The sequence below is a fragment of the Microcella indica genome (assembly GCF_013414345.1).
GTDB lineage: Bacteria > Actinomycetota > Actinomycetes > Actinomycetales > Microbacteriaceae > Microcella > Microcella indica.
The window spans coordinates 641,016-662,820 of the sequence record NZ_CP058670.1 but is presented as its reverse complement, the minus strand read 5'-3'; the positions used below and the strand labels follow the sequence as shown (position 1 = coordinate 662,820).

22 protein-coding genes, 1 tRNA gene, 4 pseudogenes and 1 other annotated feature are annotated in these 21,805 nt (G+C 64.3%); of the genes and pseudogenes, 6 read left to right on the top strand and 21 right to left on the bottom strand.

Annotated elements, in window-relative coordinates:
* Positions 1-60 precede the first annotated feature (60 nt).
* From HUJ41_RS03275 to HUJ41_RS03195, 17 genes and pseudogenes are all read right to left on the bottom strand, one after another.
* Positions 61-234 carry a hypothetical protein gene (locus HUJ41_RS03275; RefSeq protein WP_179873341.1) on the bottom strand — a complete coding sequence of 58 codons (174 nt, stop codon included), beginning with the start codon at positions 232-234 and terminating at the stop codon, positions 61-63.
* Positions 234-1,079: a hypothetical protein gene (locus HUJ41_RS03270; protein ID WP_179873340.1), complete on the bottom strand. Its 846-nt coding sequence runs from the start codon at positions 1,077-1,079 to the stop codon at positions 234-236. The genes HUJ41_RS03275 and HUJ41_RS03270 overlap by 1 nt, the downstream gene beginning before the upstream one ends.
* 10 nt (positions 1,080-1,089) lie before the next feature.
* Positions 1,090-1,560, bottom strand: coding sequence for a nucleotidyltransferase domain-containing protein (locus HUJ41_RS03265; RefSeq protein ID WP_179873339.1), 471 nt, complete (start codon positions 1,558-1,560; stop codon positions 1,090-1,092).
* The gene (locus HUJ41_RS03260; RefSeq protein WP_218925631.1) at positions 1,557-2,006 is read right to left on the bottom strand and encodes a phosphoribosyltransferase; all 450 of its coding nucleotides are present in this window, start codon (positions 2,004-2,006) and stop codon (positions 1,557-1,559) included. The genes HUJ41_RS03265 and HUJ41_RS03260 overlap by 4 nt, the downstream gene beginning before the upstream one ends.
* Positions 2,007-2,044: 38 nt before the next feature.
* Positions 2,045-2,923, bottom strand: a pseudogene (locus HUJ41_RS03255) (transposase); the annotation flags it as partial.
* Between the two features lie 46 nt (positions 2,924-2,969).
* On the bottom strand, positions 2,970-3,803 hold the full coding sequence (locus HUJ41_RS03250; protein ID WP_179873336.1) for an alpha/beta fold hydrolase: 834 nt from the start codon (positions 3,801-3,803) through the stop codon (positions 2,970-2,972).
* On the bottom strand, positions 3,796-4,707 hold the full coding sequence (locus tag HUJ41_RS03245; RefSeq protein WP_218925630.1) for an IclR family transcriptional regulator: 912 nt from the start codon (positions 4,705-4,707) through the stop codon (positions 3,796-3,798). The genes HUJ41_RS03250 and HUJ41_RS03245 overlap by 8 nt, the downstream gene beginning before the upstream one ends.
* 18 nt (positions 4,708-4,725) lie before the next feature.
* Complete coding sequence (locus HUJ41_RS03240; RefSeq protein ID WP_179873335.1) at positions 4,726-5,541, bottom strand: 2-keto-4-pentenoate hydratase; 816 nt, start codon at positions 5,539-5,541, stop codon at positions 4,726-4,728.
* 76 nt (positions 5,542-5,617) lie between these two features.
* Positions 5,618-6,679, bottom strand: coding sequence for an ABC transporter substrate-binding protein (locus HUJ41_RS03235; protein WP_179873334.1), 1,062 nt, complete (start codon positions 6,677-6,679; stop codon positions 5,618-5,620).
* 57 nt (positions 6,680-6,736) lie between these two features.
* The gene (locus HUJ41_RS03230; RefSeq protein WP_179873333.1) at positions 6,737-7,573 is read right to left on the bottom strand and encodes an ABC transporter permease; all 837 of its coding nucleotides are present in this window, start codon (positions 7,571-7,573) and stop codon (positions 6,737-6,739) included.
* Complete coding sequence (locus tag HUJ41_RS03225) at positions 7,570-8,376, bottom strand: ABC transporter ATP-binding protein (RefSeq protein ID WP_179873332.1); 807 nt, start codon at positions 8,374-8,376, stop codon at positions 7,570-7,572. Before HUJ41_RS03225 ends, HUJ41_RS03230 begins: the two co-directional genes overlap by 4 nt.
* A gap of 100 nt (positions 8,377-8,476) precedes the next feature.
* Positions 8,477-9,925, bottom strand: a complete 1,449-nt coding sequence (locus tag HUJ41_RS03220) for an aldehyde dehydrogenase (RefSeq protein ID WP_179873331.1) — start codon at positions 9,923-9,925, stop codon at positions 8,477-8,479.
* Positions 9,925-10,119 carry a tautomerase family protein gene (locus tag HUJ41_RS03215; RefSeq protein ID WP_179873330.1) on the bottom strand — a complete coding sequence of 65 codons (195 nt, stop codon included), beginning with the start codon at positions 10,117-10,119 and terminating at the stop codon, positions 9,925-9,927. Before HUJ41_RS03215 ends, HUJ41_RS03220 begins: the two co-directional genes overlap by 1 nt.
* The gene (locus HUJ41_RS03210; RefSeq protein WP_431356480.1) at positions 10,119-10,724 is read right to left on the bottom strand and encodes a 2-keto-4-pentenoate hydratase; all 606 of its coding nucleotides are present in this window, start codon (positions 10,722-10,724) and stop codon (positions 10,119-10,121) included. The genes HUJ41_RS03215 and HUJ41_RS03210 overlap by 1 nt, the downstream gene beginning before the upstream one ends.
* Positions 10,725-10,905: 181 nt before the next feature.
* Positions 10,906-11,937 carry a 4-hydroxy-2-oxovalerate aldolase gene (dmpG, locus tag HUJ41_RS03205; protein ID WP_179873328.1) on the bottom strand — a complete coding sequence of 344 codons (1,032 nt, stop codon included), beginning with the start codon at positions 11,935-11,937 and terminating at the stop codon, positions 10,906-10,908.
* Positions 11,934-12,866: an acetaldehyde dehydrogenase (acetylating) gene (locus HUJ41_RS03200; protein ID WP_281363108.1), complete on the bottom strand. Its 933-nt coding sequence runs from the start codon at positions 12,864-12,866 to the stop codon at positions 11,934-11,936. Before HUJ41_RS03200 ends, dmpG begins: the two co-directional genes overlap by 4 nt.
* A gap of 23 nt (positions 12,867-12,889) precedes the next feature.
* Positions 12,890-13,672, bottom strand: a complete 783-nt coding sequence (locus HUJ41_RS03195; protein ID WP_179873326.1) for a 2-keto-4-pentenoate hydratase — start codon at positions 13,670-13,672, stop codon at positions 12,890-12,892.
* A gap of 190 nt (positions 13,673-13,862) precedes the next feature.
* Between HUJ41_RS03195 and HUJ41_RS03190 the strand changes: the two genes are divergently transcribed.
* Entirely contained in the window at positions 13,863-14,186 is a 324-nt protein-coding gene (locus HUJ41_RS03190; RefSeq protein ID WP_179873325.1) for a hypothetical protein, read from the top strand.
* Positions 14,187-14,342: 156 nt separating this feature from the next.
* On the opposite strand, the gene HUJ41_RS03180 is transcribed toward HUJ41_RS03190, so the two are convergent.
* Positions 14,343-14,564 carry a hypothetical protein gene (locus HUJ41_RS03180; protein WP_179873323.1) on the bottom strand — a complete coding sequence of 74 codons (222 nt, stop codon included), beginning with the start codon at positions 14,562-14,564 and terminating at the stop codon, positions 14,343-14,345.
* Between the two features lie 81 nt (positions 14,565-14,645).
* On the opposite strand from HUJ41_RS03180, the pseudogene HUJ41_RS03175 reads away from it, so the two are divergent.
* The 4 genes and pseudogenes from HUJ41_RS03175 to HUJ41_RS12720 all read left to right on the top strand — a co-directional run bounded on the left by HUJ41_RS03175 (position 14,646) and on the right by HUJ41_RS12720 (position 18,113).
* Positions 14,646-15,912 (top strand): annotated as a pseudogene (locus HUJ41_RS03175) (IS3 family transposase).
* Positions 14,930-15,058 (top strand) — a sequence feature (AL1L pseudoknot). It overlaps the preceding pseudogene by 129 nt.
* A 132-nt stretch (positions 15,913-16,044) precedes the next feature.
* Positions 16,045-16,344: pseudogene (locus tag HUJ41_RS03170) on the top strand (integrase core domain-containing protein); the annotation flags it as partial.
* Positions 16,345-16,383: 39 nt separating this feature from the next.
* Positions 16,384-16,536 (top strand): annotated as a pseudogene (locus HUJ41_RS03165) (IS630 family transposase); the annotation flags it as partial.
* A 41-nt stretch (positions 16,537-16,577) separates the two neighbouring features.
* On the top strand, positions 16,578-18,113 hold the full coding sequence (locus tag HUJ41_RS12720) for a Mu transposase domain-containing protein (protein ID WP_246299297.1): 1,536 nt from the start codon (positions 16,578-16,580) through the stop codon (positions 18,111-18,113).
* Positions 18,114-18,347: 234 nt separating this feature from the next.
* On the opposite strand, the gene HUJ41_RS03150 is transcribed toward HUJ41_RS12720, so the two are convergent.
* Positions 18,348-18,422 (bottom strand) — tRNA-Gln (locus tag HUJ41_RS03150).
* Between the two features lie 34 nt (positions 18,423-18,456).
* Complete coding sequence (locus HUJ41_RS03145; RefSeq protein WP_179873319.1) at positions 18,457-19,128, bottom strand: hypothetical protein; 672 nt, start codon at positions 19,126-19,128, stop codon at positions 18,457-18,459.
* Positions 19,129-19,245: 117 nt separating this feature from the next.
* On the opposite strand from HUJ41_RS03145, the gene HUJ41_RS03140 reads away from it, so the two are divergent.
* On the top strand, positions 19,246-20,181 hold the full coding sequence (locus tag HUJ41_RS03140) for a cytochrome b/b6 domain-containing protein (protein WP_179873318.1): 936 nt from the start codon (positions 19,246-19,248) through the stop codon (positions 20,179-20,181).
* A 111-nt stretch (positions 20,182-20,292) separates the two neighbouring features.
* Here the strand turns inward: HUJ41_RS03140 and gltX are convergent, their stop codons facing one another.
* Positions 20,293-21,792 (bottom strand): glutamate--tRNA ligase, encoded by a 1,500-nt coding sequence (gltX, locus tag HUJ41_RS03135; protein WP_179873317.1) that lies wholly within the window; start codon positions 21,790-21,792, stop codon positions 20,293-20,295.
* Positions 21,793-21,805: the final 13 nt, after the last annotated feature.

Here is a 21,805-nt window from a genome sequence, read left to right as displayed (position 1 = left end):
CTTTCAGTTTCCCCCGTCCATCGTCGTTTCGGCCTGATCCGGCCCAGCCGACTCCGCTGTCTATCGCTGACGGCGGGTCTCCAGGAATCGTTCGACGCGCTCGGTCCGGACGTACCCCTCCGGCACCGCGCGCCCTTCGAGCGCCATCGACGCCCGAGCCGAGCGTTCGGCAGCGCGGCGAATCATCTCGGGTGTGAAATCCTTCTTTCGCACTCCCTCGCCGTCATCGCTCATCACCGAGCCCCGATCGCCGGGTCCGGAAAGAGCACGTCGCGGACCAGCGCACGGGCCGCAGGGGTCGGAATGCGCTTCCACGCGCTCTCCTCGGTCGCGGCGTCCCGCGGGCCGACGGCGCCGATCGCCCACCACAGCGGGTTCCACACGTCGAAAACGTCCCATCGCACGATAGGGCTGCCGTCGCTGTGGCCCCAAGCCATCTCGTTCATCATCCGAACGATGGCGTCCTCGTCGAGGCGGCCCTCGGTGGTGGCGAGGTGGACGAGCAGTAGGGTCGCGCAGGTCTCGTCGAAGGCGACGCGGGTCGGCACGATTCGCCCGGTGAGGTGCCGCCAGAGCCCGGCGGGGTCGTCCCGGAGTTGCTTACCGATCTTCGTCGCGTGGAGGACGCCCTTTGCCTTTCGCAGCAACCCCACCGCCTGAAGGTGCTCGCGGAAGTGCAGCACCGGCTGGACGTGGGCTTCGGTGGTGACGCGGTGAATCCAGCCGACCATTGACGGCAGGATCGCTGCGAGTTCTTTCACGTCGGCGGGCCGAAGGTAGCCCGCAGCCGTCAGGGGGAGGCCTGTGTCGCCGACTCGGCGGAGCAGCCACAAATGCGGCGCGAGCACGCGCTCCAACTCGTCCCCGGTCGGCGTCGGGGGCGTCGTGGTGACCAGCTCGGAGATGCGGTCGGCGAATGGCTGCTGCAACGGGGAGTCGTTCAACCCGCTGAGGATCACCCCGAGCCGTGGATCGAGCGTCTGGCGGACGTGCCGGATCTCGCGGACCTCCTCTGGACGGGCGCTCGGCGGAAAGCGTGGCAGCTCGCCGCCAAGCGGTCGGCCGAAGGCGTCGGTCATGCCGGTTCCATCACAGCAGCACCTTGTCGCGGAGGATGGCACAGTCGCGTTGAGGGTCGAGTCCCCGATAGCTCACGAGATCGACACCACACCCGAGGATCGCCTCCAGCGCCTCTTCCAGGCGGAGCATGTCGAAGAGGTCGGCGCCGAGGGGCGGCTGCACGAGCAGGTCGATGTCGGAGTCCGGCCGGTCGTCCCCGCGAGCGGCGGAACCGAACACCGCGAGGTCGGTGAATCCTTGCCGCTCGGCGACCTGCCGGAGCACGGAGCCTCCGGCGGCGATCAGATCGCTCGGCCGGACGCCGTCAGTGTGCTCGCTGGCGACCTGGTAGCTGATCGCGGGCTGCGTGACCCCGAGGCGCTTCGCCACCTCGCGCTGCGACTGCCCCTCGGCGAGCATCGCCCGCACCGCGAGCACACTCCGCAGTCGCGCCAGCTCGGCGTTGCGTGTCGCCTGCTCGTACTCCAGGACCAGGGTCATAAAGAGAACCTACCTCCCTGCGAATCGCATGCTGATCTCTTGCCCGGCCTTACAGAATCACTATGGGCATAGACCATCGTCGGTCCGGGGCAATGCGCCCAGTCAAAGGTGCTGCCACACAGGCGCGTCTTCACGAACTCGGGATTCTCACTCCACTCGGGGCTGAGGAGTCGCGCCACGGTCATGATCGACACCTTGCGCACGCCGGACTGCTTGAGCAGCGCGGCCAGCGACTGCGCGTGCCCGCCAGACGCCCACGAGTCATCGACCACGAGGACATGATCGGGAACGTCGGCATCCCAGCCAGGGATGCTCCAGCGGGCGAGAGTCAGTTGTCTCGCTGCGCCGTCGTCGAGGGAGGTGACAACGATCTCCTCGCGCGTTGAGCGAGCCAACCCACGGACCATCGCCACAAGCCTCATCCCCCTCCTGTTCGACGGCACCACCGCCCGGAATTTGTCAAGGCGGATGAGGCCGGTGGGTGTCAGGCGGCGAGTTGTATCTCGTCGGCTGAGGGTTGGTTGATCCAGGCGGCTGGGTCGCGATCGAGGATCTTCGGTCGGGTGGTAGCGCGGGTGCCGAATCGTTCCGGGTGTTCACGGCGTGCAGCGTCGAGCGCGGCGTCGCGGTCGCGGTCGATGGCGTCGGCGTGCCCGTAGTGGAGATCGGCGGGGGTGTGCATGCCGATCCCGGTGTGCCGGTGGTGATGGTTGTACGCGTGCACGAACTCGCCCAGGAACTCGCGCGCTTGGGTCAGGGAGCCGAACCGTTCGGGGAAGACGGGCAGGTACTTCATCGTCTTGAACAACGCTTCGGAGTAGGGGTTGTCGTTGGACACGCGCGGGCGGGACCGGGACGCGGTCATACTGAGGTCCGCGAGCAGGGTCCGCACGGTCTTGGAGGTCATCGACGGGCCGCCATCGGAATGCACGATCTCGGGGGTGCCGTGCAGGCCGAACGCGTCCAGCATCATCTCCTTGGCGAGGACACCGTCCTCGCAGGAGTGGACGATGGCGCCGACGATGTAGCGGGAGAAGATATCGATCATCACGTACGCGTCGTAGTAGACCCCCTTGGCGGGGCCGGCGAGTTTCGTGATATCCCAGCTGAAAACTTGCCCGGGGGCGGTCGCGATCAGCTCGGGGACCTTCCGCGGCGGATGCGACGCGAGCCGGCGACGCTCCCGCACCTGCGCGTTCTCGGCCAGCACCCGGTACATCGTCGACATCGAGGCCACGTATTGGCCGCGTTCGAGGAGGATCGCGTACACCTGCAACGGTGGCTTGTCGACGAACTCGTCACTGTTCAACACCGCCAGCACCACCGCCCGCTTGACCCGTGCCCGCGATGGGTTGTGGGCGGGGTCGACCGGCTAGCAGTGCACTTCTCGCGAGCGACCGCCCGCGCGACTATATCTCTTCGGTGAAGAACGATGTCACCAGCGAGTTGAATTCTGCCGCGTGCTCGATTTGAGTCCAGTGGCCACACTGGCCGAAAATGTGCGCCCGTGCGTTCGGCAGAAGCTCAAGCAGGGTCATTGTGTTCTGCAGCGGAATCACCCGGTCGTCCCTTCCGTGAACGAGCAACGTCGGGCAGGTGATTCGCGCAATGCTCTCGAATGACGTCGTCATGGCATCGACCCACCGTTGTCGGGGTGCCGGGAACATCTCTGCGAACCGTTTGTCTGCGCCGTTCTCGATGCTGGCTTCGAACCGTTGTGCCGCGAGATCACGCCCGAAGCCAGAGGAGTCATAGGCGAACAGCTTCATGAGCTCAAGCATTTCGTCGATCGACGGCCGATACCCCCAGATGCGATCGAGAGCTTCGGTGATCGGAAAAGGTACGCCCACCGTGCCCATGAGTACTAGCCGTTCGACTCGATCGGGGTGACGGGCAGCGAGATTCAACGCCACTGCGCCGCCGAACGAATTGCCGATCAGATGAACACGCTCGAGCCCAAGGCCGTCAAGAACATCGATGGCGTGGCCAACCCACGACTCAAGGGAGTATTGGTGGCCCGCGGGGGGAACAGTTCGACCGAATCCCAGTTGATCGGGAGCGATCGCACGAAATCCCGCAGCGGCGAGTGCTGGAAGAGTGAGGCGCCAGTTCGCTAGCCCACTGACGCCAGGTCCAGAACCGTGCAGGAGCAAGACCGGTGTTCCCTCACCAGACTCCACGATGCCGGTCGTTTGCGAACCCGCTTGGAGAACCGTCGCATCAATGCTCGCCGTGTCACTCATGAATGTATACCTCTCCATACCCTTCGTGCCCCGGTGCCGAGCCACGGGGAGCCCGTGCGTAGTTGTCGTCGTATTCGGCGATCGGAGCCGCGCCGAATCGAGGGGCCATTTCTTGAGCCAGCATGCGACCGAGCGTCAGCGCGGCCGTGTGCACTGCAGGAGCAACCTGTTGAAGGTTCATCTGCCCGACTCGACTCGACACGGAAAGCCCGCCCAGGAGGGCGCCATCGAGACTGAGAATCGGTGCGGCTGCGCACACAACACCCGCGGTGCTCTCTTCACGGTCGTACGCGACACCCCACCGACGGGCAGATTCAAGTTCAGACTCAAGTTCTGCCCTGCTCCTGATGGTGCCCGGCGCATACGGCAAGAACTCGCCCTCGAGAACCTGCTCCTGAATGAAGAGTGGTGCAAACGCGAGCATGGCCTTGCCCACACCGGTGGCATAGCTCGGGAGTCGACCCCCGATTCTGGAAGGAAGCTCGTCACTTTGGCCGAGAATGTCGATGTACAGAACGTCAGTGCCGTCCAGCACTGCCAGGTGCACCGTCGCCCGAATGGCCTCGCGGAGATCGTGCATGAGCGGAAGCGCAGCCCTTCGCAAGTTTCGTTGTCGCGGAACTAGCTGGCCGATCTCAAACATTCGTAGGCCCAACCTCACGCCGCCGTTCGACCGTTCGAGAAATCCCAGCTCGAGCATCTCTTTGACGATGCGGTGCCCCGTCGCTTTAGAGAGTCCCGCTCGTTTCGCGAGCTCGGTCGGAGAGACACTGGTGTCGGTCGGGCGAAACGACGACAGGATGCTCATCGCGCGCTGCAGCATGCCACGTTTTCCGTGGTCGTCGTCAAGTCCGCTGGCTAGTGAGCGGTCGGACTCATCATCGGCAGCTGGAGTCACAGTCATGCGTCCATCTTCGAAGGCTTAGCGGATTGCAACAACCCCACCCTTCCAGTTCTTGGAGGAGAACGACGCTCGCGCGACGGATCCGCGCGGTAGGTCGAGCGATGCGGTGATTCCTCCTGTGAGCACAATCTCGCCGGGCGAGAGAACGATGCCCTTGGTATCAAGATGGCGAATGAGCCACACCACTGCTGTGAGTGGATTCCCCATAACGTCTCGAGAATGGCCTTCGACGCGCGAGCTGTTTTCTGCGACGTTTCCGTCTGAGGGTGATCGATCAAGTGACAGTTCAACGGTGAGTTCTCCGAGGTCAGAGAGATTCGGTATCTCATCGCCGATCACCGCTCCCGCGGCAGACGAACCATCAGCAGTGTTCTCCCCCCAGGTGAAGACGTAGTCGCTCCACACCGAGTCCACGACTTCCAGCGCACACCGGGCTTCGACAACTCGATCAGAGACGAACTGCACTTGCCGATCAGCCGAGAGCGATTGCACACTCGACCAGCGAATGCTTTCGCCCAACGAGATCGACACTTCGGGTTCGATACGCGGGTGCACGAGGTGTCGAGTCACGGTCGAGTCGTCGGCGATCCATTCGCTATAGATTTGTGCCGCGTTCGGCTGCGAAATGTTCATCTGACGACGCATTGCCTCAGAGGTGTACCCGAGCTTCCAGCCCACAGCGTGAAGTCCAGCGCGAGTTCGAATCTCGTGAAGCGCACTCGCCGCATCCAGAGCGGTGGTGCCCGACTCCAACTCTGCAAACGTGCCTGTTCGCAGAAGCTCCCCCTGCTGATGGGCGTGGTGAATCACATCGGCAATGCGTGCAGGCTTCACGTCTCAGTGCTCCTTATGCAGTCGAGAGCGAGGTTCACACCCCTGGGCAGAGCAGTGTGAACCTCGCTCGGTCGAGTTAGCGCCCCGCGTAGGCGGCGCTGACCACTGCTTCGACGTTCGCTCCGGAAATGAGCGGGTTGACGTCGAGTCCGGCGTCGACCGTGTCAGACGAACTCAAGATCTCGACAACGGTCTGCCATGACGAGAGGCGCAATTCTCCGGGGCGCTGACCGTCAGGAGGGGTGATGAGGTTCATCGCCTCGACGTACAGGGCCTCGGCAGCCGTCGCGTTTTCGCACGCAGCCTCGAGGGTCGAACACACGATGTCGAAAGCCTCGTCAGGGTTTTCGATAGAGAAGTACTGCCCCTCGACCCAGCCGGTAGCGAGGGCGATGGCCTTCGCCATGCCTTCCTCGGTGTTCAGAACCTCTTCGGTCGTCACCATGCACGCGCCAGGAACGTTCGAGTACTTGGCCGGGGTGATGTCGACCCATTCGATACCCTCTGCGGCAAGAGCGGCGATATCAGGAAAGCTTGAACTGTAGGCCTGAACCGTGTCGTCTTGAAGTGCGACGAGCGACTGGGGGCCTGCAGCACCGACAGGAACGAGCGTGATGTTCTCATTCTCCACGAGTCCCGCTTCCGCGAGCGCTGCGCTCACCAGCTGGCTTTCTCCACCGCCGGGCTCGGTGTAGCCGAGAGCGAGTCCCTCCAGCCCCGCCATGTCTACGACACCAGTGTCAGCGCGGGCAACGATTCTGTAGACGTTGTTGACCTGGTTGCAGAAGAGAACTCGAACGTCGTCCCTCTTGTTGAACGACACCACAGCATCAGCAGCGCCCATGAGAGCGAACTCGACGTTGCCGGCGACGATCTGCTGTGACAGATATCCCGACCCGTCTGCGACCGAGTAGGTCACGTCGAGCCCGGCGTCTGCAAAGAAGCCTTCCTCTTGCGCAACGATGAGGGGAGTGAAGGCCAGGCCGGCAGGAATCGGCAGCAGTACCTCGGCGGATGCCAGAGCCTCTCCGTTGCCGTTTCCGTCGCCTGGTTCGGGCTCGCTACTAGCGCACGAAGCGAGAAGAGTGACGGCCGCCATGGCCGCAGCTGCGGATACCAATCTCTTGTTGATTCTCACTGTTTCCTCCATTGGATGTGATTATCGGAATTGTGACTCTGTGGTGCATTCAAAAGGTCAATCTCTGACCCACGTAATGAGTTTCTTTTCTGCCAACTCGATGAGGCCGTACAGCACGAGGCCGATAATCGCCAACGTGATAACGACGGCGAAGCCCATAGCAACTTCGAGCTGGAAGTTCAGTTCCTTGATCAGCACGCCGAGACCCTCAGATGCGCCGACGAACTCAGCGACAATGGCGCCGAGCAGTGCGAGGGTGAGGGCCGTCTTGACCCCGGCAAAGGCGATCGCAGCGGCGCTCGGCAGCGTGAGACGGAAGAAGGCTTGCGTCTTCGTCGCACCTAGTGAACGGAAGAGCGTCTTGGCGTTCTCGTCTACTCCTGCGATGCCAGCAACAGTGTTGATGACGACCGGGAAGAAGCAGATCACCGCTGCCATCACGACCTTCGACTCCATTCCGAAGCCGAACCAGGTGAGAAAAACGGGCGCGAGTGCCACACGCGGAGTGTTCTGAAATGCCACGATAAACGGGTACAGCGCTACCCGGAATGTCTTGAACGTGCCGGTCAACGCGCCAATGACAAGACCGGCTCCGGCTCCGAAAGCGAACCCGAGAAGAGTCTCCTGCAGAGTGATCCAGGTGGCTTCCCAGAAGTATCCCTTGGTGATCAAGTCGCCAAGGGCAGCGAACACATCGAGTGGCGAAGGGAATGTGATCGGGTTGAGTACGCCCATCACACTGAGTGTCTGCAAGGCAAGGACGAAGAAGAGCAGTACCAGCAGTGGAAGCGCTATGCGAACTGACGTCCGTTCCAGCATTCCCGTTCGCTTCTGCTGATCGTCGTGGGCAATGGTGATTTGCTCTGTCGACGGCGCCGTCATGTTGCTCGTCATTTCGCCTCTCCCGTCATACCGATGGCGAGCGCATCTCGCACTTCATTGCTGAGCTCTTGGAATCGCTTTCCGCTCACCATGTCGCTGGACCTGGGGCGTTCGAGGTCGATCGTGATGTCGCCAACGACGCGGCCCGGGTTCACCCCCAGCGCGATCACCCGGTCAGACATGAGCACGGCTTCGGAGATGCTGTGCGTCACCAGGATCGTCGTCTTGCCGATCGTGTCTGCCATGTGAGCGACCTCAATGTTCAAGTGCTCGCGCTTGAACTCATCGAGCGCCGAGAACGGCTCGTCCATGAGCATCACTCCCGGGTCGAGGGCCAGCGCACGAGCCAAGGCGACGCGCTGCTGCATACCCCCCGAGAGTTCCCAGGTGCGCATTGACGCAGCGTGCGACAGGCCGACGAGGTCGAGCAGCTCATCGACTCGTTCGCTGATGTGAGGGCCGGAGTCGCGCGCGATGCGGAATGGAAGCGCAACGTTCTCCTTGACATCGAGCCACGGCATCAAGACAGATTGCTGAAGCATGAAGCCGATGTCTCGTCGGCCCTCCTTCGGCTTCTCGCCACCCACTGAGACCATGCCGGTCTCGAACGGAATCAGGCCCGCAATGATCTTGAGCAACGTGGACTTGCCACACCCAGAGGGCCCGACGAGTGCGACGAACTCCCCGGCGCGAATGTCGAGATTCACGTCGACGAGCGCCGGCAGCGCACCGGTGGCGGTCTGGTATGTCTTGCCGACGGACACGAGCGAGATGGCCTCGCCCTTCGTCGTCGTTACTCCAAGTGCAATCGTCATAGCGTCTCCTCTGGGCTTCTTTGTCCAGACTCTTCGGTGCATAGGCACCTGGGCTGGGTTGAGTGTATGGACTTGCGGACTCTCTAGCTAGTACTGGGTCTCATTGGGTAAGACTTGAGACTTCAACGATCACGGCCTTGGGCTCTGTGAAGAAGTCGCGGCTGTATACACCGCCTTCGCGTCCGACACCTGAGTCACCGAAGCCACCAAAGGGCGCTCGAAGGTCTCGGATGAAGAAGCAGTTGACCCAGACAGTTCCCGCTTCGAGCCGCGCTGCAACTCGGTGTGCTCGGCTGAGGTTCTCGGTGAACACCATCGCATTGAGGCCGTACGGAGAGTCGTTCGCCAAGTCGACCGCCTCCGGTTCCGTGTCGAACGGACGGACGACGACGACGGGGCCGAAGATCTCTTCGCAGTAGTGAGGCGAGTCCAGCCCGACTCCGGTGATGATTGTCGGCTTCACCACGAGGCCGCCGTCTGTCACCCCACCGGTCACCACAGTCCCGCCGTGAGCCTCGACCGTGTCCAGGTATGACGTCACCTTCTCGAAGTGCTCTCGAGATGCCAGGCAGCTGAATTCGGTCTCATGCAGTTCAGGGTCACCGATCTTGAGGCCCTCAGCGGCTGCAGCGAAGCGACTCAGGAACTCGTCATACACCGATCGATGCACGAAGAGTCTCGAGCCAGCGAGGCACACTTGGCCGGCGTTTCTGAAAATCGCCTGCACGGCCCACTGCACGGCGTTATCGAGGTCTGCGTCGCCAAACACGATGTTGGCGCCCTTGCCTCCGAGCTCAAGGCTCACCGGCGTCAAGTTCATGGCAGCGGCACGTGAGATGGCTCGGCCCGTACCCGACTCACCCGTGAACGTGATGCGGTCAACACGAGGGTCTTCGGTGAGAAACTGCCCCACCGAGTCAGGGCCGAACCCGTGCACCACGTTGAGAACGCCGGGAGGTAGGCCCGCTTCAATCGCCAACCGCGCCAGCATGGTCGCCGACGCTGGAGTGTCTTCGGCGGGTTTCAAGACGACAGTGTTGCCCCACGCCAGAGCAGGGGCGACCTTCCAGGTCTCGAGCATGAGGGGAAAGTTCCAGGGCGCAATCGCCACGACGACCCCGGCAGCCTCGTATCGCGTGTAGGCGTGATGGCCTGAGTCCATCGGATACGCATCTGCTTGAGACAGGCGAGCCTGGTCGGCAAAGAACCGGATATTCAGAATGCTGCGGTCGACATCGTCGAGCGCCTGGCTCACGGGTTTGCCCATGTCTCGGCAATCGGCGAGCGCAAGCGCCTCACGGTCGCGCGCCATCAGGTCGGCGAGACGGTGCAAGATCTCACCTCGCTTGATGAAGCCCATACGTGGCCAAGGCCCCTCGTCGAATGCCAGCCGCGCAGCCGCGACAGCGGCATCCGCTTCGGCCTTGCCCCCCAGCGCGATCTGGGCCCACACCTCTTCAGTCCAGGGGTTGACGTCGTCGAACAACTCGCCCGATACAGATTGCTGCTCGACGCCGTTGATCACATGCCCGAAGGTCTCTCGAACCATCACTTGCCTCGCTTCTCTTCGATCGTCACGTTGCCCGCCGCGAAGTGTGTCGGGGGCACTTCAGAGATGACCACTCGGATGCTCTCGAGTGGCGCATCGATTGCGGTATGCGCCGCGTCGGTCAACGCTTCGATGAGCGCCCTAATCTGGCTCTGGTTCCGGCCAGAAACCATCGTCACGGTGATGATCGGCACTACTCCTCCTTGGCCATGTGAATCGAGCCGAGCGTGCTGAAGTGAAACGAGACTGACTGGCCTCCGGTCAAGGCAACCGCGTCAGTCATGGCACCCGCCAAGACCCAGTCGCCGGCGGCAAGCGCGAGCCCACGTTGCCCGAGCAGATTTGCTGCCGCGGCAACCGCCTCGAGCGGATGCCCGAGCACGGCAGTCGCTGTTGCCGAATCGACGACGATTCCGTCGACCTCAACCAAGACGGCCTCGAGCTCGAGGTCAACCGCACCTATCGGCTTCATGATCGGCCCCAAGATGAATCCTGCGCTGGAGGCGTTGTCGGCAATGACGTCTGGCAAGGTGAAGGCGAAGCTGTGATACCGGCTGTCGATGACGTCGACGCCGGCCACGACGGCATCGATGGCGGCGGCGGCGTCTTCTTTCGTAACACCGGGCCCTGTCAGCGCGACACCAAGACGAAAGAACAGTTCGGGCTCCACTCTGGGGTGAATGTACCGGTCTGTATGAATCGGCTGGTTGAGGGGCAGTTGCATCGCATCCGTCACCCACGCCACGACCGGCTCGTCGACGTTCATCGTCTTCTGCTTCGCGCGACTGGTGAGGCCCATCTTCACACCGACGACTCGTTCACCCCGCGACTCTCGGTGTCGTCGACTCGCGTCTTGAATGCCGTAGGCGTCAGCAACAGTGAGGCCCGGCCACTCATGTGCGCTCAGTGGACCGCGTGCTTGCCGAGCGGACTCGCACCTCAAGAGTTCGAGTGCGAGAGCTTCGGTCAATTCGGGGTTGTCAACCACTGGTCGTCACCCCCGCCCACTCCGCGGCAAGTTCGATCGCGATCTCGATGATCATGTCTTCTTGTCCCCCCACGTAGCGTCGCTCGCCCACCCGACGGAGAATCTCGTGAGCAGGCACTCCATAGCGTTCGGCAGCAGCTTCTGCGTGAAGAAGGAAGCTTGAGTACACCCCGGCGTAGCCCTGCATGATGGACGCGCGATCCATACGAGGTATTCGGGTCATGTACGGCACGGCAACCTCTTCGGCAGCCTCGAGAATTGCATCGAGATCGATCCCCGTGGTCACTCCAACCTTCTCGAACGCGGCTACCAAGATCTCCGTGGGCGAGTTCCCTGCTCCTGCTCCGAGAGCGCCGAGCGAACCATCGATCTGCCGAGCACCTGCACGCTGCGCGAGTATCGAGTTCGCGACGCCGAACGAGAGGTTCTGGTGGCCGTGGTAGCCCACCTGTGCATCGTCACCCAGTTCGTCTACCAACGCAGCAACCCGTATCGAAGCGTCGTCGAGAATCAAGGCGCCAGCGGAGTCAACAACGTAGATGCACTGGCAACCAGCATCCGCCATGATTCGTGCCTGCTGCGCCAGCTCTGACGGGGTCAGCATGTGGGCCAGCATGAGGAAACCGACGGTCTCAAAACCCAGCTCGCGTGCCGCGCCGAAGTGCTGACGAGAGGTGTCTGCCTCGCTGCAGTGTGTCGCGATGCGCGCGATGGAAGCGCCAGCCGCGCGGGCGGCCTTGAGGTCGTGAATGGTTCCGAGCCCAGGCAGCATCAGTACAGCGATTCGCGCCCGCTCTGCTTCCTCTACCGCGGCCGCAATGAGCTCAAGCTCGGGCACGAGTGAGAATCCGTAGTTGAACGACGAGCCTCCGAGGCCGTCACCGTGCGTGACCTCGATGACTTGCACGCCGGCCTGGTCGAGGGCATGCACCGTGGAGCGAACTTGCTCTTCGGTGAAGCGGTGACTCATCGAGTGCGAGCCATCGCGCAGGGTCGTGTCGGTAATGCGAACATCGGTGTTCATGCTTGCGCTCCAGCGGTTTCGAGACGGTGCGCCGCGACCAGGTCGCCGACGCGTGCGGACGCGGCCGTGATGATGTCGAGATTGCCGGCGTAGTCGGGCAGGTAGTCGCCTCGGCCGCGCACCTCGCAGAAGATGGCGACGCGTGAGTAGCCATTCCAGTTCGCGCGGGCAGAGTCAAACTGCGGGTCAGACTTCAGTCGATACCCCGGCACATACTGCTGCACGGCCGCGACCATGGCGTGAATCGACTCGGTGACGCGATCTTGCAGCGCGCCCGCCTCTGCTGCTTCGTCTGGGATGGCACAGAACACGGTGTTGCGCATGATCATGGGCGGCTCAACAGGATTGAGGATGATGATCGACTTTCCGATGTCCGCACCGCCAACCACCGACAGTGCCTTGGAGGTCGACTCGGTGAACTCATCGAGATTGGCTCGAGTGCCCGGGCCAGCCGACTTCGACGAGATCGACGCGACGATCTCGGCGTAGGGAACGGGGACCACGCTGCTGACAGCCTTGACCATGGGAGTGGTTGCTTGGCCGCCACAAGTGATCATGTTGATGTTCGGAGCGTCGAGGTTGAACTCAAGGTTCACCGGCGGACACACGTATGGGCCAATAGCCGCAGGCGTCAAGTCGATCGCGGTGATTCCGGCCTCGCGGTATCGGGGAGCGTTCGCCGCGTGAGCTTTGGCACTCGTGGCTTCAAAGACGATGTCGGGCAAGACGCTCTGGCTCAGCATCCAGTCGACGCCGCCATCGCTCGCCTCGATTCCCAAGCGGCGCGCACGAGCCAGGCCGTCAGATGCCGGGTCCACCCCGATCATCTGCGTCAATTCGAGATGCTCTGCATGACGCATGATCTTGAACATGAGGTCGGTGCCGATATTGCCTGGCCCAACGATTGCGGCTGTCAGTCTTCTCGCCACGAGTGCTCCTTCTTGGTGAACCATTACGCGAATTGGGCGGTGAGAGATCCCAGCCCGGCGAAAGTACACGTGACGGTGTCTCCGCTCTCGACCGGTACCGATTGAGTGATGGACCCGGGAAGCACCACAGCGCCCTCTTGCAGCTCGACCCCGTGTTCTCCGAGTGTGTTGGCAAGCCACACCAGGGCGTTGAGGGGTGAACCGAGAACCGCGCCGCCGGCGCCAGTGCCCACCACGTGACCGTTCTTGCGCAGAACGCAACCCATTCCGCGCAGGTCGAGCTCGTGCAGCCTGCGCACACTCGAACCGAGAACGAGGCCGCCGCTCGATGCGTTGTCGGCCACGGTGTCGAAGTAGCCGATCTTCCAGTCGGCAATGCGCGAGTCGATGATTTCGAGCGAAGGCAGAACCACGTCGACAGCGCGAACGGCATCGGCAATCGTCACGCCGGGGCCACGAAGCGGCCGGGCGAGCACAAAGGCAATCTCGGGTTCGACTCGGGGCTGCAGAAACTGCTCTGTTCGAATCTGCCGACTCTCGAGATAAAACATGTCGTCCATCAAGACGCCGTAATCGGGCGTGCTCACGCCGATCTGGCGTTGCATGGCGTGGCTCGTGAGCCCGACTTTGTGCCCTCGAATAACGGCGCCGTCGGCAACGCGACGCTCAGTCTGAATCGACTGGATAGCGTACGCATCGTCGAGCGTCATGTCGGGATGCCGCTTCACGAGTGGCTCGATCGGGCGTCGCGTGCGGTACGCCTCAAGCAAGAGCTCGGCTTCGGCGATTCGCTCGTCTTCTCGCATTATGGGCACCTTTGCACTACAAGAGGAGTCAACCTGGACGCACCCTGGCGAGCATGTGCTGATGCAACTCTCGTGGGCAGGAACAGCACACACCGTGCGGGTTCGCAAGGCAAGCCGGTGGTCTCACCTCATGAGACCATCGGCGTCAAAATGAGATTCCACCATCACCAGTAGGCGTCGTCGGGCGGGCTTGCTCCTCATCGGCGACGGCCAGCAGACCATCTACCCCGGCGGCTACTCGCTCGCCGAGGCAGGCATCTCGGTCGCCGGCCGCGGAGTCGTGCTCTCGACCAACTACCGCAACACCCGCGAGATCGCTTCGTTCGCTGCTTCCGTAGTCGACGGTGACGAATTCGTCGACATCGAAGGCGGGCCTGGCCGGGCGGATGCTGCGCTCGATGTTCCCCGCACGGGGCCGTCGCCCGAGCTCAAGTCGTTCGAGTCGCTCGCCGCCCACGATGCCGCCCTCGTGTCGCACGTGCGCACGCTGGTCGAGCTAGGGCATGTCTCCTAACCGTTTGAGCCAGAGCGTGATGGCTCGCAGGACGGCTCCGCCACGGTAGGTGAGGGCGAGTTTGTCGTAGCGGGTGGCGAGTCCGCGCCACTGTTTGGTGTCGCTGAATCCGCGTTCCACCGAGGTGCGTCTGAGATAATTAACCATTCCGGGGTTTCAATTAACCACATCGTTCGGTGTCTCTCTGTGGGTAGTGTGGCGTAGTTTCCGTCGGGTTGCAATCCGGTTGGAGCGGGCTCGTTCGAGTCCCTTGCGGCGGGCGTCGCGGATGGCCTGGCCGCGGCCGCGGTGCTCGTCGTCGGGGGTGACGTAGCCGATGCCCTCGTGCAGCCGGATCGTGTTGTAGTGCTCCCTGCGCAGGTCGAGTTCCCGGGTCATGATCGCGGGGTCGGTGATGGTGTCGAGGTATGAATCGCCCCGGGTTTGATGGAGGGCTTGATTCCCCGAGAGGATCAAGTCATGCCAGCACCAAGGAAGTATCCGCAGGAGTTGCGGGAGCGAGCGATCAGGCTCGTGCAGGAAGCCCAGAGGGAAGATCCAGAGCTGTCGCTGAACGCGGCAGTGATCCGGATCGGGCAGAGAACCGGAGTCAACCCCGACACTCTTCGAGGTTGGGCTAAGCAGGCCGCGATCGATGCCGGGCAGCGGCCGGGGGTGACCACGAGCGAGGCCAAGCGCATCAAGGATCTTGAGGCTGAAGTGCGTGAGCTGAAGCGTGCCAACGAGATCTTGTTGGCGGCCTCCTCGTTCTTCGCGCGGGAGCTCGACCCGCGACTTCCCTGGTGACCCAGTTCATCGACGATCACCGTGACCGGTTCGGGGTCGAGCCAATCTGCCGAGTGCTCACCGAGCACGGAGTGAAGATTGCCCCGTCGGGTTACTACGCCTTCAAAAAGCGCCCCGCTTCCGCCAGAGCGGTGCGCGATGAGCAGCTGATCGCCGAGATCGAGCGGGTCTTCTGGGACCGCAAGCTTGGCCGCGGGATCAGCGGGGTGCGCAAGATGTGGCACCTGCTGCGCCGCGAAGGCACCCCGGTCGCTCGCTGCACCGTCGAACGACTCATGCGAAAGCAGGGTCTTCGCGGGACTCGCCGCGGGAAACAGTTCATCACCACGAGGCCGGACGAGAGGGCGCTGCGACCGGAGGACCACGTCAACCGCGACTTCACCGCCTGCCGGCCGAACCAGCTCTGGGTCGTGGACTTCACCTACGTGCCCACCTGGTCGGGCATGGCGTTCACCGCGTTCGTCACCGACGTGTTCTCCCGCCGCATCGTGGGCTGGAGAACCATGGGTCGGATGCCGACCGAGCTGCCGTTGGACGCGTTGGAGATGGCACTGTGGATTCGAGATCGCGCCGGCGAGGACGTCATGGGCGTCATTCAACATTCGGACGCCGGAGCTCAATACACTGCAATTCGCTACGCCGACCGCCTCGCAGATGCCGGCGCGATCGCCTCGATCGGAACCGTGGGCGACTCCTAAGCATCAATGCTCTGGCGGAGTCGGCGATCGGGCTCTATAAGGCTGAGTGCGTCAAGATCGACGGCCCCTTCCGCACCGTCGACCAGCTCGAGCTCGCGACGCTTTCCTGGGTGCACTGGTTCAACGAGAACCGCCTGCACTCCTCGATCGGGTATCTCACCCCGATCGAGATGGAGAAGGAGTACTACCGTGAGATCAACACCCGACAGCAACCGCTGCCGGGAGAACTCGCCCTCCACTAAACCCGGGGCGATTCACTCTCGCGCTCAACAACAGGCCCCGCAAAAGCCTCGACTGGAAGACGCCAGCCGAGGTGTTCGAGGAGCAGATACGCTCACTTCAACAACCTGGTGTTGCAACGACCGGTTGAACCTAGTCAATACACCTCGACCCAGTTCCAGGACTGGTGCGTCTCGAACGGCATCACCCAGTCGATGGGCGCCGTTGGCGTGTGCTGGGACAACGCCGTGGCCGAGTCGTTCTTCTCCCACCTGAAGACCGAGATGTTCCACCAGCAGAGCTTCTCGAACCATCTCTCGGCCCGGACCGCGGTCATGGAATACATCGAGGCTTGGTACAACCGCCGGCGGCCCCACCGCCACAACGGCGGCATCAGCCCCGCCGCTGCGCGAGCAGCACATCACGCCCGCGACCGCGAACCCGTGGCCGCATAAGAAAACCAATCAAACTGTCTCAAAAACTTGACGAGCGCATGGCGCAAGTACGGGGTGCAGCCGTGGCGCAGTGAGACGTTCAAGTTCTCCACCGATCCCGAGCTGGTCGGGAAGGTCACCGACGTCGTGGGCTTGTACTTGTGCCCGCCGGAGAACGCGATCGTGTTGTGCGTGGACGAGAAGTCCCAGATCCCTCGACGCATCAGCGGCACAAGGGCGACGCGGAGCGGGTCGTGAACGCGAGGTATCAGCAGCTCGCCGATCACTACGGCACGGCGATCGTCCCGGCCAGATCCCGCAAGCCACGAGACAAGGCTGCTGCCGAAAACGCGGTGAACGTGGTGAACAAGCGGGTCATCGGCTACCTCGAAGACGACGTCTTCACGAGCCTCGCGGAGCTCAACGACGCGATCGAGGAACGGGTCCGGGAGATCAACCACGATCTGCGCCGCGCGGACGATACGACCCGGTGGGAACGGTTCGAAGCCGAAGAGGCCCACCTGCTCGGCTCGCTGCCCGATACCCGTTTCGAGGAAGTCGATTGGAAGGAGCTGAAGGCCGGCCGGAACTACCACGTCACCGCCGACTCGCAGCGGTATTCCGTCCCCTACGCGCTGGCGGGACGGCTACTGCGGGTCCGGCTGACCACGACGCGGGTGACGGTGTTCGACGGGCACGACATCGTCTGCGAGCACCCGAGGCTGCAGGGCCGGAAGGGTCAGTACTCGACGCTGGCGGAGCATGTCCCGCCGCAGCACCGGAACATCGACGGGCTCTGGTCCAGGCGCTGGTTCACTGACCGGGCCCGCAGCTTCGGACCGGCGACCGTGCAGGTCATCGAGCAGATCCTGGACCGGCAGCGAATCGAAGCGCAAGGCTACCTGGACTGCCAGAACATCCTGAACCGGCTCGGGAAGCAGAACCGGGAACGCCTCGAAGCCGCCTGCCAGGAGCTCGTGAACCGGGGCGGGCACGCCACCTACACGACGCTCAAGCGCCTCATGGCCGGGATCGACAGCGACACCAAGAAGCCCCGGCCGGTGACCCCGGCCGCGTCAACGCGCAAACCTGGCGGCGGAACGGTCGTCGGGCCGGACGTGTTCGTCCGCGACATCTCCCACTACGCCACACCGCCAGCACCACCGCCCGCTCGGCGCGCGAGAGCTTGTTCACCGGCGCCGGACGCGGTGGCGCTGGTTCCGGGTCGGGTTTGCGCTGGCGGGCGACGAGACGGGTCGCGGTCGCGCGTGGCACCCCGGTCAACGCCGCGGCCTGCCGGGTCGGGACGCCCGCGCTGGTCAGCTCGACGTAGGTGCCCATCAGCGCTTCTTGCGCGGCTCTTCGGGGTCCGCGCTCTCGGAGATCTGCTCCAAGAGCGCGTGCAGTTTTCCCATGATCTCCAGCGCGGCCTCCGCAGTATCACGCTCCTTCTCGGCCCCACGCAGCTGCGCCTTCAACCGGGCATTCTCAGCCTGCACGGCAGTGGGCCGCCCGACGCTTTCGCCTGGGCTCTTACCCTCCAGCAGGCCCGCGTCACGCTGGCGGCGCCACTCCGAGATCAACGACGAGTACAGGCCCTGCTGGCGCAGGAACGCACCGCCCTGACCGGTCTCGCACGCGGTCTCGTACTCGGACAGATACTTCAACTTTTGCGCCGGCGTGAACGACCGACGACGCGTCGGACCATCAGGGACCGAGGAGGAGCTCACGACTCCATCCTCCGCCGCGGCCAGCACGACTGGGGAAACAATACTCATCGAAACAGGTGATCCTTCAACGCCCTACAAGGCGGACTTGCTATGAACCGGTGGACTCACCCAACCCTGACACGTAGGGGGTGGACTCGCGCGAACAGCATGGTGCGCGACATGCGTAATCACTACTTCGACGACGAGCAGGCGCAGATCAAAATTAACAACGAAAACCCCCTATTCAGACGGGGGTTTCGACTTCCGAGAGGTCCGGCTCTAGTTCGCTTGTGCGCGGTTTGAGTAAGACCTATCTGGCTGGGGTACCTGGACTCGAACCAAGAACAACTGAACCAGAATCAGCCGTGTTGCCAATTACACCATACCCCACCGGTTCCAGCCGGAGCCGGACCGAGTTGCGAGTTTACCCTACCGCCGGAGTGACGAGATACGACACCTGGCAGAAGCCGGCCCCGAAGCACGTCACCTCGGCGACGACGTCCATGCCCGCCGCCGATCCCGTGTCGGACCTCACGACCTCGGGGCGCCCGGTCTCGCGCGCATCCGAGATCGCCTGCGCGAGATCGCGAGCGGGCGGAGCGGTGAGGCCCAGATCAGGCACGCGCTCACTCACCTCGAGGAAGGCGTTGGTGAAGGTGAGCGAGCCCCGCTCCTCCACGCGCACCGAGGCGAGCTGACCCCCTGCCGTCGTCACCGTGAACTGCGGTGTCGTGAAGAGCGCGCCGTTCGGCTCGCCTTCGGTCGCGATGAGCACGAGTCGGTAGTCGAGACCCGTCGGGTGCGGGCCGACCGTGAGGGAGCCGTCCTCGGGCAATCCGAGCTCGGCGGCGTCGACCGGCGGCGAGCTCAGGTCGATGCGCGGGGTTCGCGCGTCATCGATGAAGCGCAGACCCTGCTCGGTGAACACCGACCAGTTGAGGTCGGTCACCTGGTCCTCGCCGGCGGGACCCGGTCCCGCTGCGAGTCGCGGCCCCATGATCGCGGCCACGAGCACCGCGCCGACAATGATGACCAGAAGGATCGCGGCCGGGATCCAGCGCACCCACTCGGGGCGGTGCGGGTTCAGGGTGGCCATGCGTCATTCTCCCACCGCGACTCCCCCTGCTGCGACGAACGCTCGCGCGTCGACACGGTGCCGGATGCCCGGCCGCCGCTCACCGCGCCCCCACTCGTCGACGACTACTGTAGAGGGGTGCCCGACGCGAGACCCCGCCGCCGACGCGTCCTCGTGGTCGCAGCCGCTGCCGCACTGCTCGCGCTCGCGGCGGCCGTGCTGCTCGCCCGCTGGTGGCGGGACACGACGACCGGAGCCGCCTTCCTCACCGACTACCCCGGCACGGTCGCGCCGCCGCCCGGCACCCCCGAGGGATTCCCGGCTTGGCTGAGCTGGACCCACTACCTGAATGCGTTCTTCCTGCTCTTCATCGTGAGCTCGGGCCTGCACATCCGCTCCCGCACGCGACCGATCGCCTTCGTCACGCGGCGCAACCGCGGCCTGCTGCGCACGGCACGAGCGCCTCAGCGGCTCGGCATCCACACCTGGTGGCACCTGGCCGTCGTCGCCCTGTGGGTCGTGACGGGCCTCGTGTACCTCGTGCTGCTGCTCGCGAGCGGGCACTGGGCGCGCCTGCTGCCGACTGAATGGGCAGTCGTACCGAACGCCGTCTCGGCGGGCGTGCAGTATCTCTCGCTCGACTGGCCGGCGCACGACAGCTGGCGCAGCTACAACAGCCTGCAGGTGCTGTTCTACTCCGCGACGGTGTTCGTCGCCGCGCCTCTCGCGCTCCTCACCGGGCTGCGCCTCTCGCCCGTCTGGCCCCGCGGCTGGATGCGCGCCACGGGCCTCCTCGGCGACGTCACCGCTCGGCGCACCCACGCCTGGGTTCTCTGGTACTACCTGGCCTTCACGGTCGTGCACGTCGGTCTCGTGCTGCTCACGGGCATGCGCGAGAACCTCAACGGCATGTACGCGGGCGTCGAGGACTCGGAGAGCTGGCTCGGCTTCGCCGTCTTCGCCGCCTCGACCATCGTCATGGCCGTCGCCTGGGTGCTGCTGCGCCCGCCTACGCAGGCGTCCATCGCCGAGCGCGTCGCCGACGTGCGCCGCCTCCCCGCCCCACCCGCGTAGCCCTTTCGCGCCAGATCTGGCGCGAAAGGGCGCTCGGCTCTGAGCGCACGCGCCCCTCTGCGCCAGATCTGGCCCACAGCGGGGTCGAGGGACGTGACGACCGGGGGGCTGCTAGAGGGTTGCTCGGAGGGCGCGCAGGCGTGCGAGGGTCGACTCGCGGCCGAGCAGCTCCATCGACTCGAAGAGCGGCGGGCTCACGCGGCGCCCCGACACGGCGACGCGCAACGGCCCGAACGCGAGGCGCGGCTTGAGGCCGAGCCCGTCGACGAGAGCTGCGCGCAGGGCCTCCTCGATGGCCGCGGTCGTGAAGTCGTCGAGCGGCTCGAGCGCCGCAACGCCCGCGTCGAGCACGGCGGCCGCGTCGTCCTTGAGGCTCGCGGCGGCGTCCGGCTCGATCTCGAGCGCGTCGTCGGCGGTGAAGAGGAACGCGACCATGCCGGGCACCTCACCGAGCAGCCCGACGCGCTCCTGCACGAGCGGCGCGGCCGCCGTGAGCAGCTCGCGCTCGGCCGGGCGCGGCACCTCGTTGAAGAGGCCTGCATCGGCGCAGTACGGGATGCTGCGCTCGACGAAGTCGTCGAGACCGAGCATCCTCACGTGGTCGCCGTTGATCGATTCCGCCTTGGCGAGGTCGAAGCGCGCCGGATTGGGGTTGACGTCGGCGATGTCGAACGCGGCGACCATCTCGTCCATCGTGAACACGTCGCGGTCGTGCGTGAGCGACCAGCCGAGCAGCGACAGGTAGTTGAGCAGTCCCTCGCGGATGAAGCCGCGCTCGCGGTGGTGGAACAGGTTCGAGGCGGGGTCGCGCTTGGAGAGCTTCTTGTTGCCCTCCCCCATGACGTACGGCAGGTGGCCGAACTGCGGGATCGCCTGCGCGATGCCGATCTCGATGAGCGCGTGGTACAGCGCGATCTGGCGCGGCGTCGACGACAGCAGGTCCTCCCCGCGCAGCACGTGGGTGATGCCCATGAGCGCGTCGTCGACGGGGTTGACGAAGGTGTACAGCGGGGCTCCGTTGGGGCGCACGACGACGAAGTCGGTGAAGCTGCCGGCGGGGAAGGTGATCTCGCCGCGCACGAGGTCGGTGAAGCTCAGCTCGCTGTCGGGTACGCGCAAGCGCATCGCGGGCTCGCGGCCCTCGGCCCGGTAGGCGGCCTTCTGCTCGTCGGTGAGGTCGCGCTCCGAGTTGTCGTAGCCCATCTTCGGGTCGCGACCGGCGGCGACGTTGCGGGCCTCGATCTCCTCGCCCGTGAGGTAGCTCTCGTACAGGTGGCCCGAGGCGGTGAGCTGCTCGATGATGGCGCGGTAGATGCTCGAGCGCTCCGACTGCCGGTATGGCGCGTGCGGCCCGCCCGTCTCGACGCCCTCGTCCCACTCGATGCCGAGCCAGCGCAGGCCGTCGAGCAGCTGGTGGTAGCTCTCCTCGCTGTCGCGTGCCGCGTCGGTGTCCTCGATGCGGAACACCATCGTGCCGCCCGTGTGGCGCGCGTACGCCCAGTTGAACAGGGCCGTGCGAATGAGCCCGACGTGCGGGGTTCCGGTCGGCGACGGGCAGAAGCGCACGCGAACGTCGGCGCCGGTGGCGGTGGAGAAGGCGGGGCTGGTCACGGGGAGCCAGTCT

Bases quoted from the DNA above. Each gene is read 5' to 3' on its own strand.
- dmpG (WP_179873328.1), bottom strand. From the start codon at position 11,937: ATGAACACCGATGTTCGCATTACCGACACGACCCTGCGCGATGGCTCG.
- HUJ41_RS03245 (WP_218925630.1), bottom strand. From the start codon at position 4,707: ATGACTGTGACTCCAGCTGCCGATGATGAGTCCGACCGCTCACTAGCC.
- HUJ41_RS03145 (WP_179873319.1), bottom strand. From the start codon at position 19,128: ATGGCCACCCTGAACCCGCACCGCCCCGAGTGGGTGCGCTGGATCCCG.
- HUJ41_RS03275 (WP_179873341.1), bottom strand. From the start codon at position 234: ATGAGCGATGACGGCGAGGGAGTGCGAAAGAAGGATTTCACACCCGAG.
- HUJ41_RS03210 (WP_431356480.1), bottom strand. From the start codon at position 10,724: ATGGGCCTCACCAGTCGCGCGAAGCAGAAGACGATGAACGTCGACGAG.
- HUJ41_RS03180 (WP_179873323.1), bottom strand. From the start codon at position 14,564: ATGACCCGGGAACTCGACCTGCGCAGGGAGCACTACAACACGATCCGG.
- HUJ41_RS03195 (WP_179873326.1), bottom strand. From the start codon at position 13,672: ATGCGAGAAGACGAGCGAATCGCCGAAGCCGAGCTCTTGCTTGAGGCG.
- HUJ41_RS03220 (WP_179873331.1), bottom strand. From the start codon at position 9,925: ATGGTTCGAGAGACCTTCGGGCATGTGATCAACGGCGTCGAGCAGCAA.
- HUJ41_RS03225 (WP_179873332.1), bottom strand. From the start codon at position 8,376: ATGACGATTGCACTTGGAGTAACGACGACGAAGGGCGAGGCCATCTCG.
- HUJ41_RS03230 (WP_179873333.1), bottom strand. From the start codon at position 7,573: ATGACGAGCAACATGACGGCGCCGTCGACAGAGCAAATCACCATTGCC.
- HUJ41_RS03270 (WP_179873340.1), bottom strand. From the start codon at position 1,079: ATGACCGACGCCTTCGGCCGACCGCTTGGCGGCGAGCTGCCACGCTTT.
- HUJ41_RS03265 (WP_179873339.1), bottom strand. From the start codon at position 1,560: ATGACCCTGGTCCTGGAGTACGAGCAGGCGACACGCAACGCCGAGCTG.
- HUJ41_RS03250 (WP_179873336.1), bottom strand. From the start codon at position 3,803: ATGAGTGACACGGCGAGCATTGATGCGACGGTTCTCCAAGCGGGTTCG.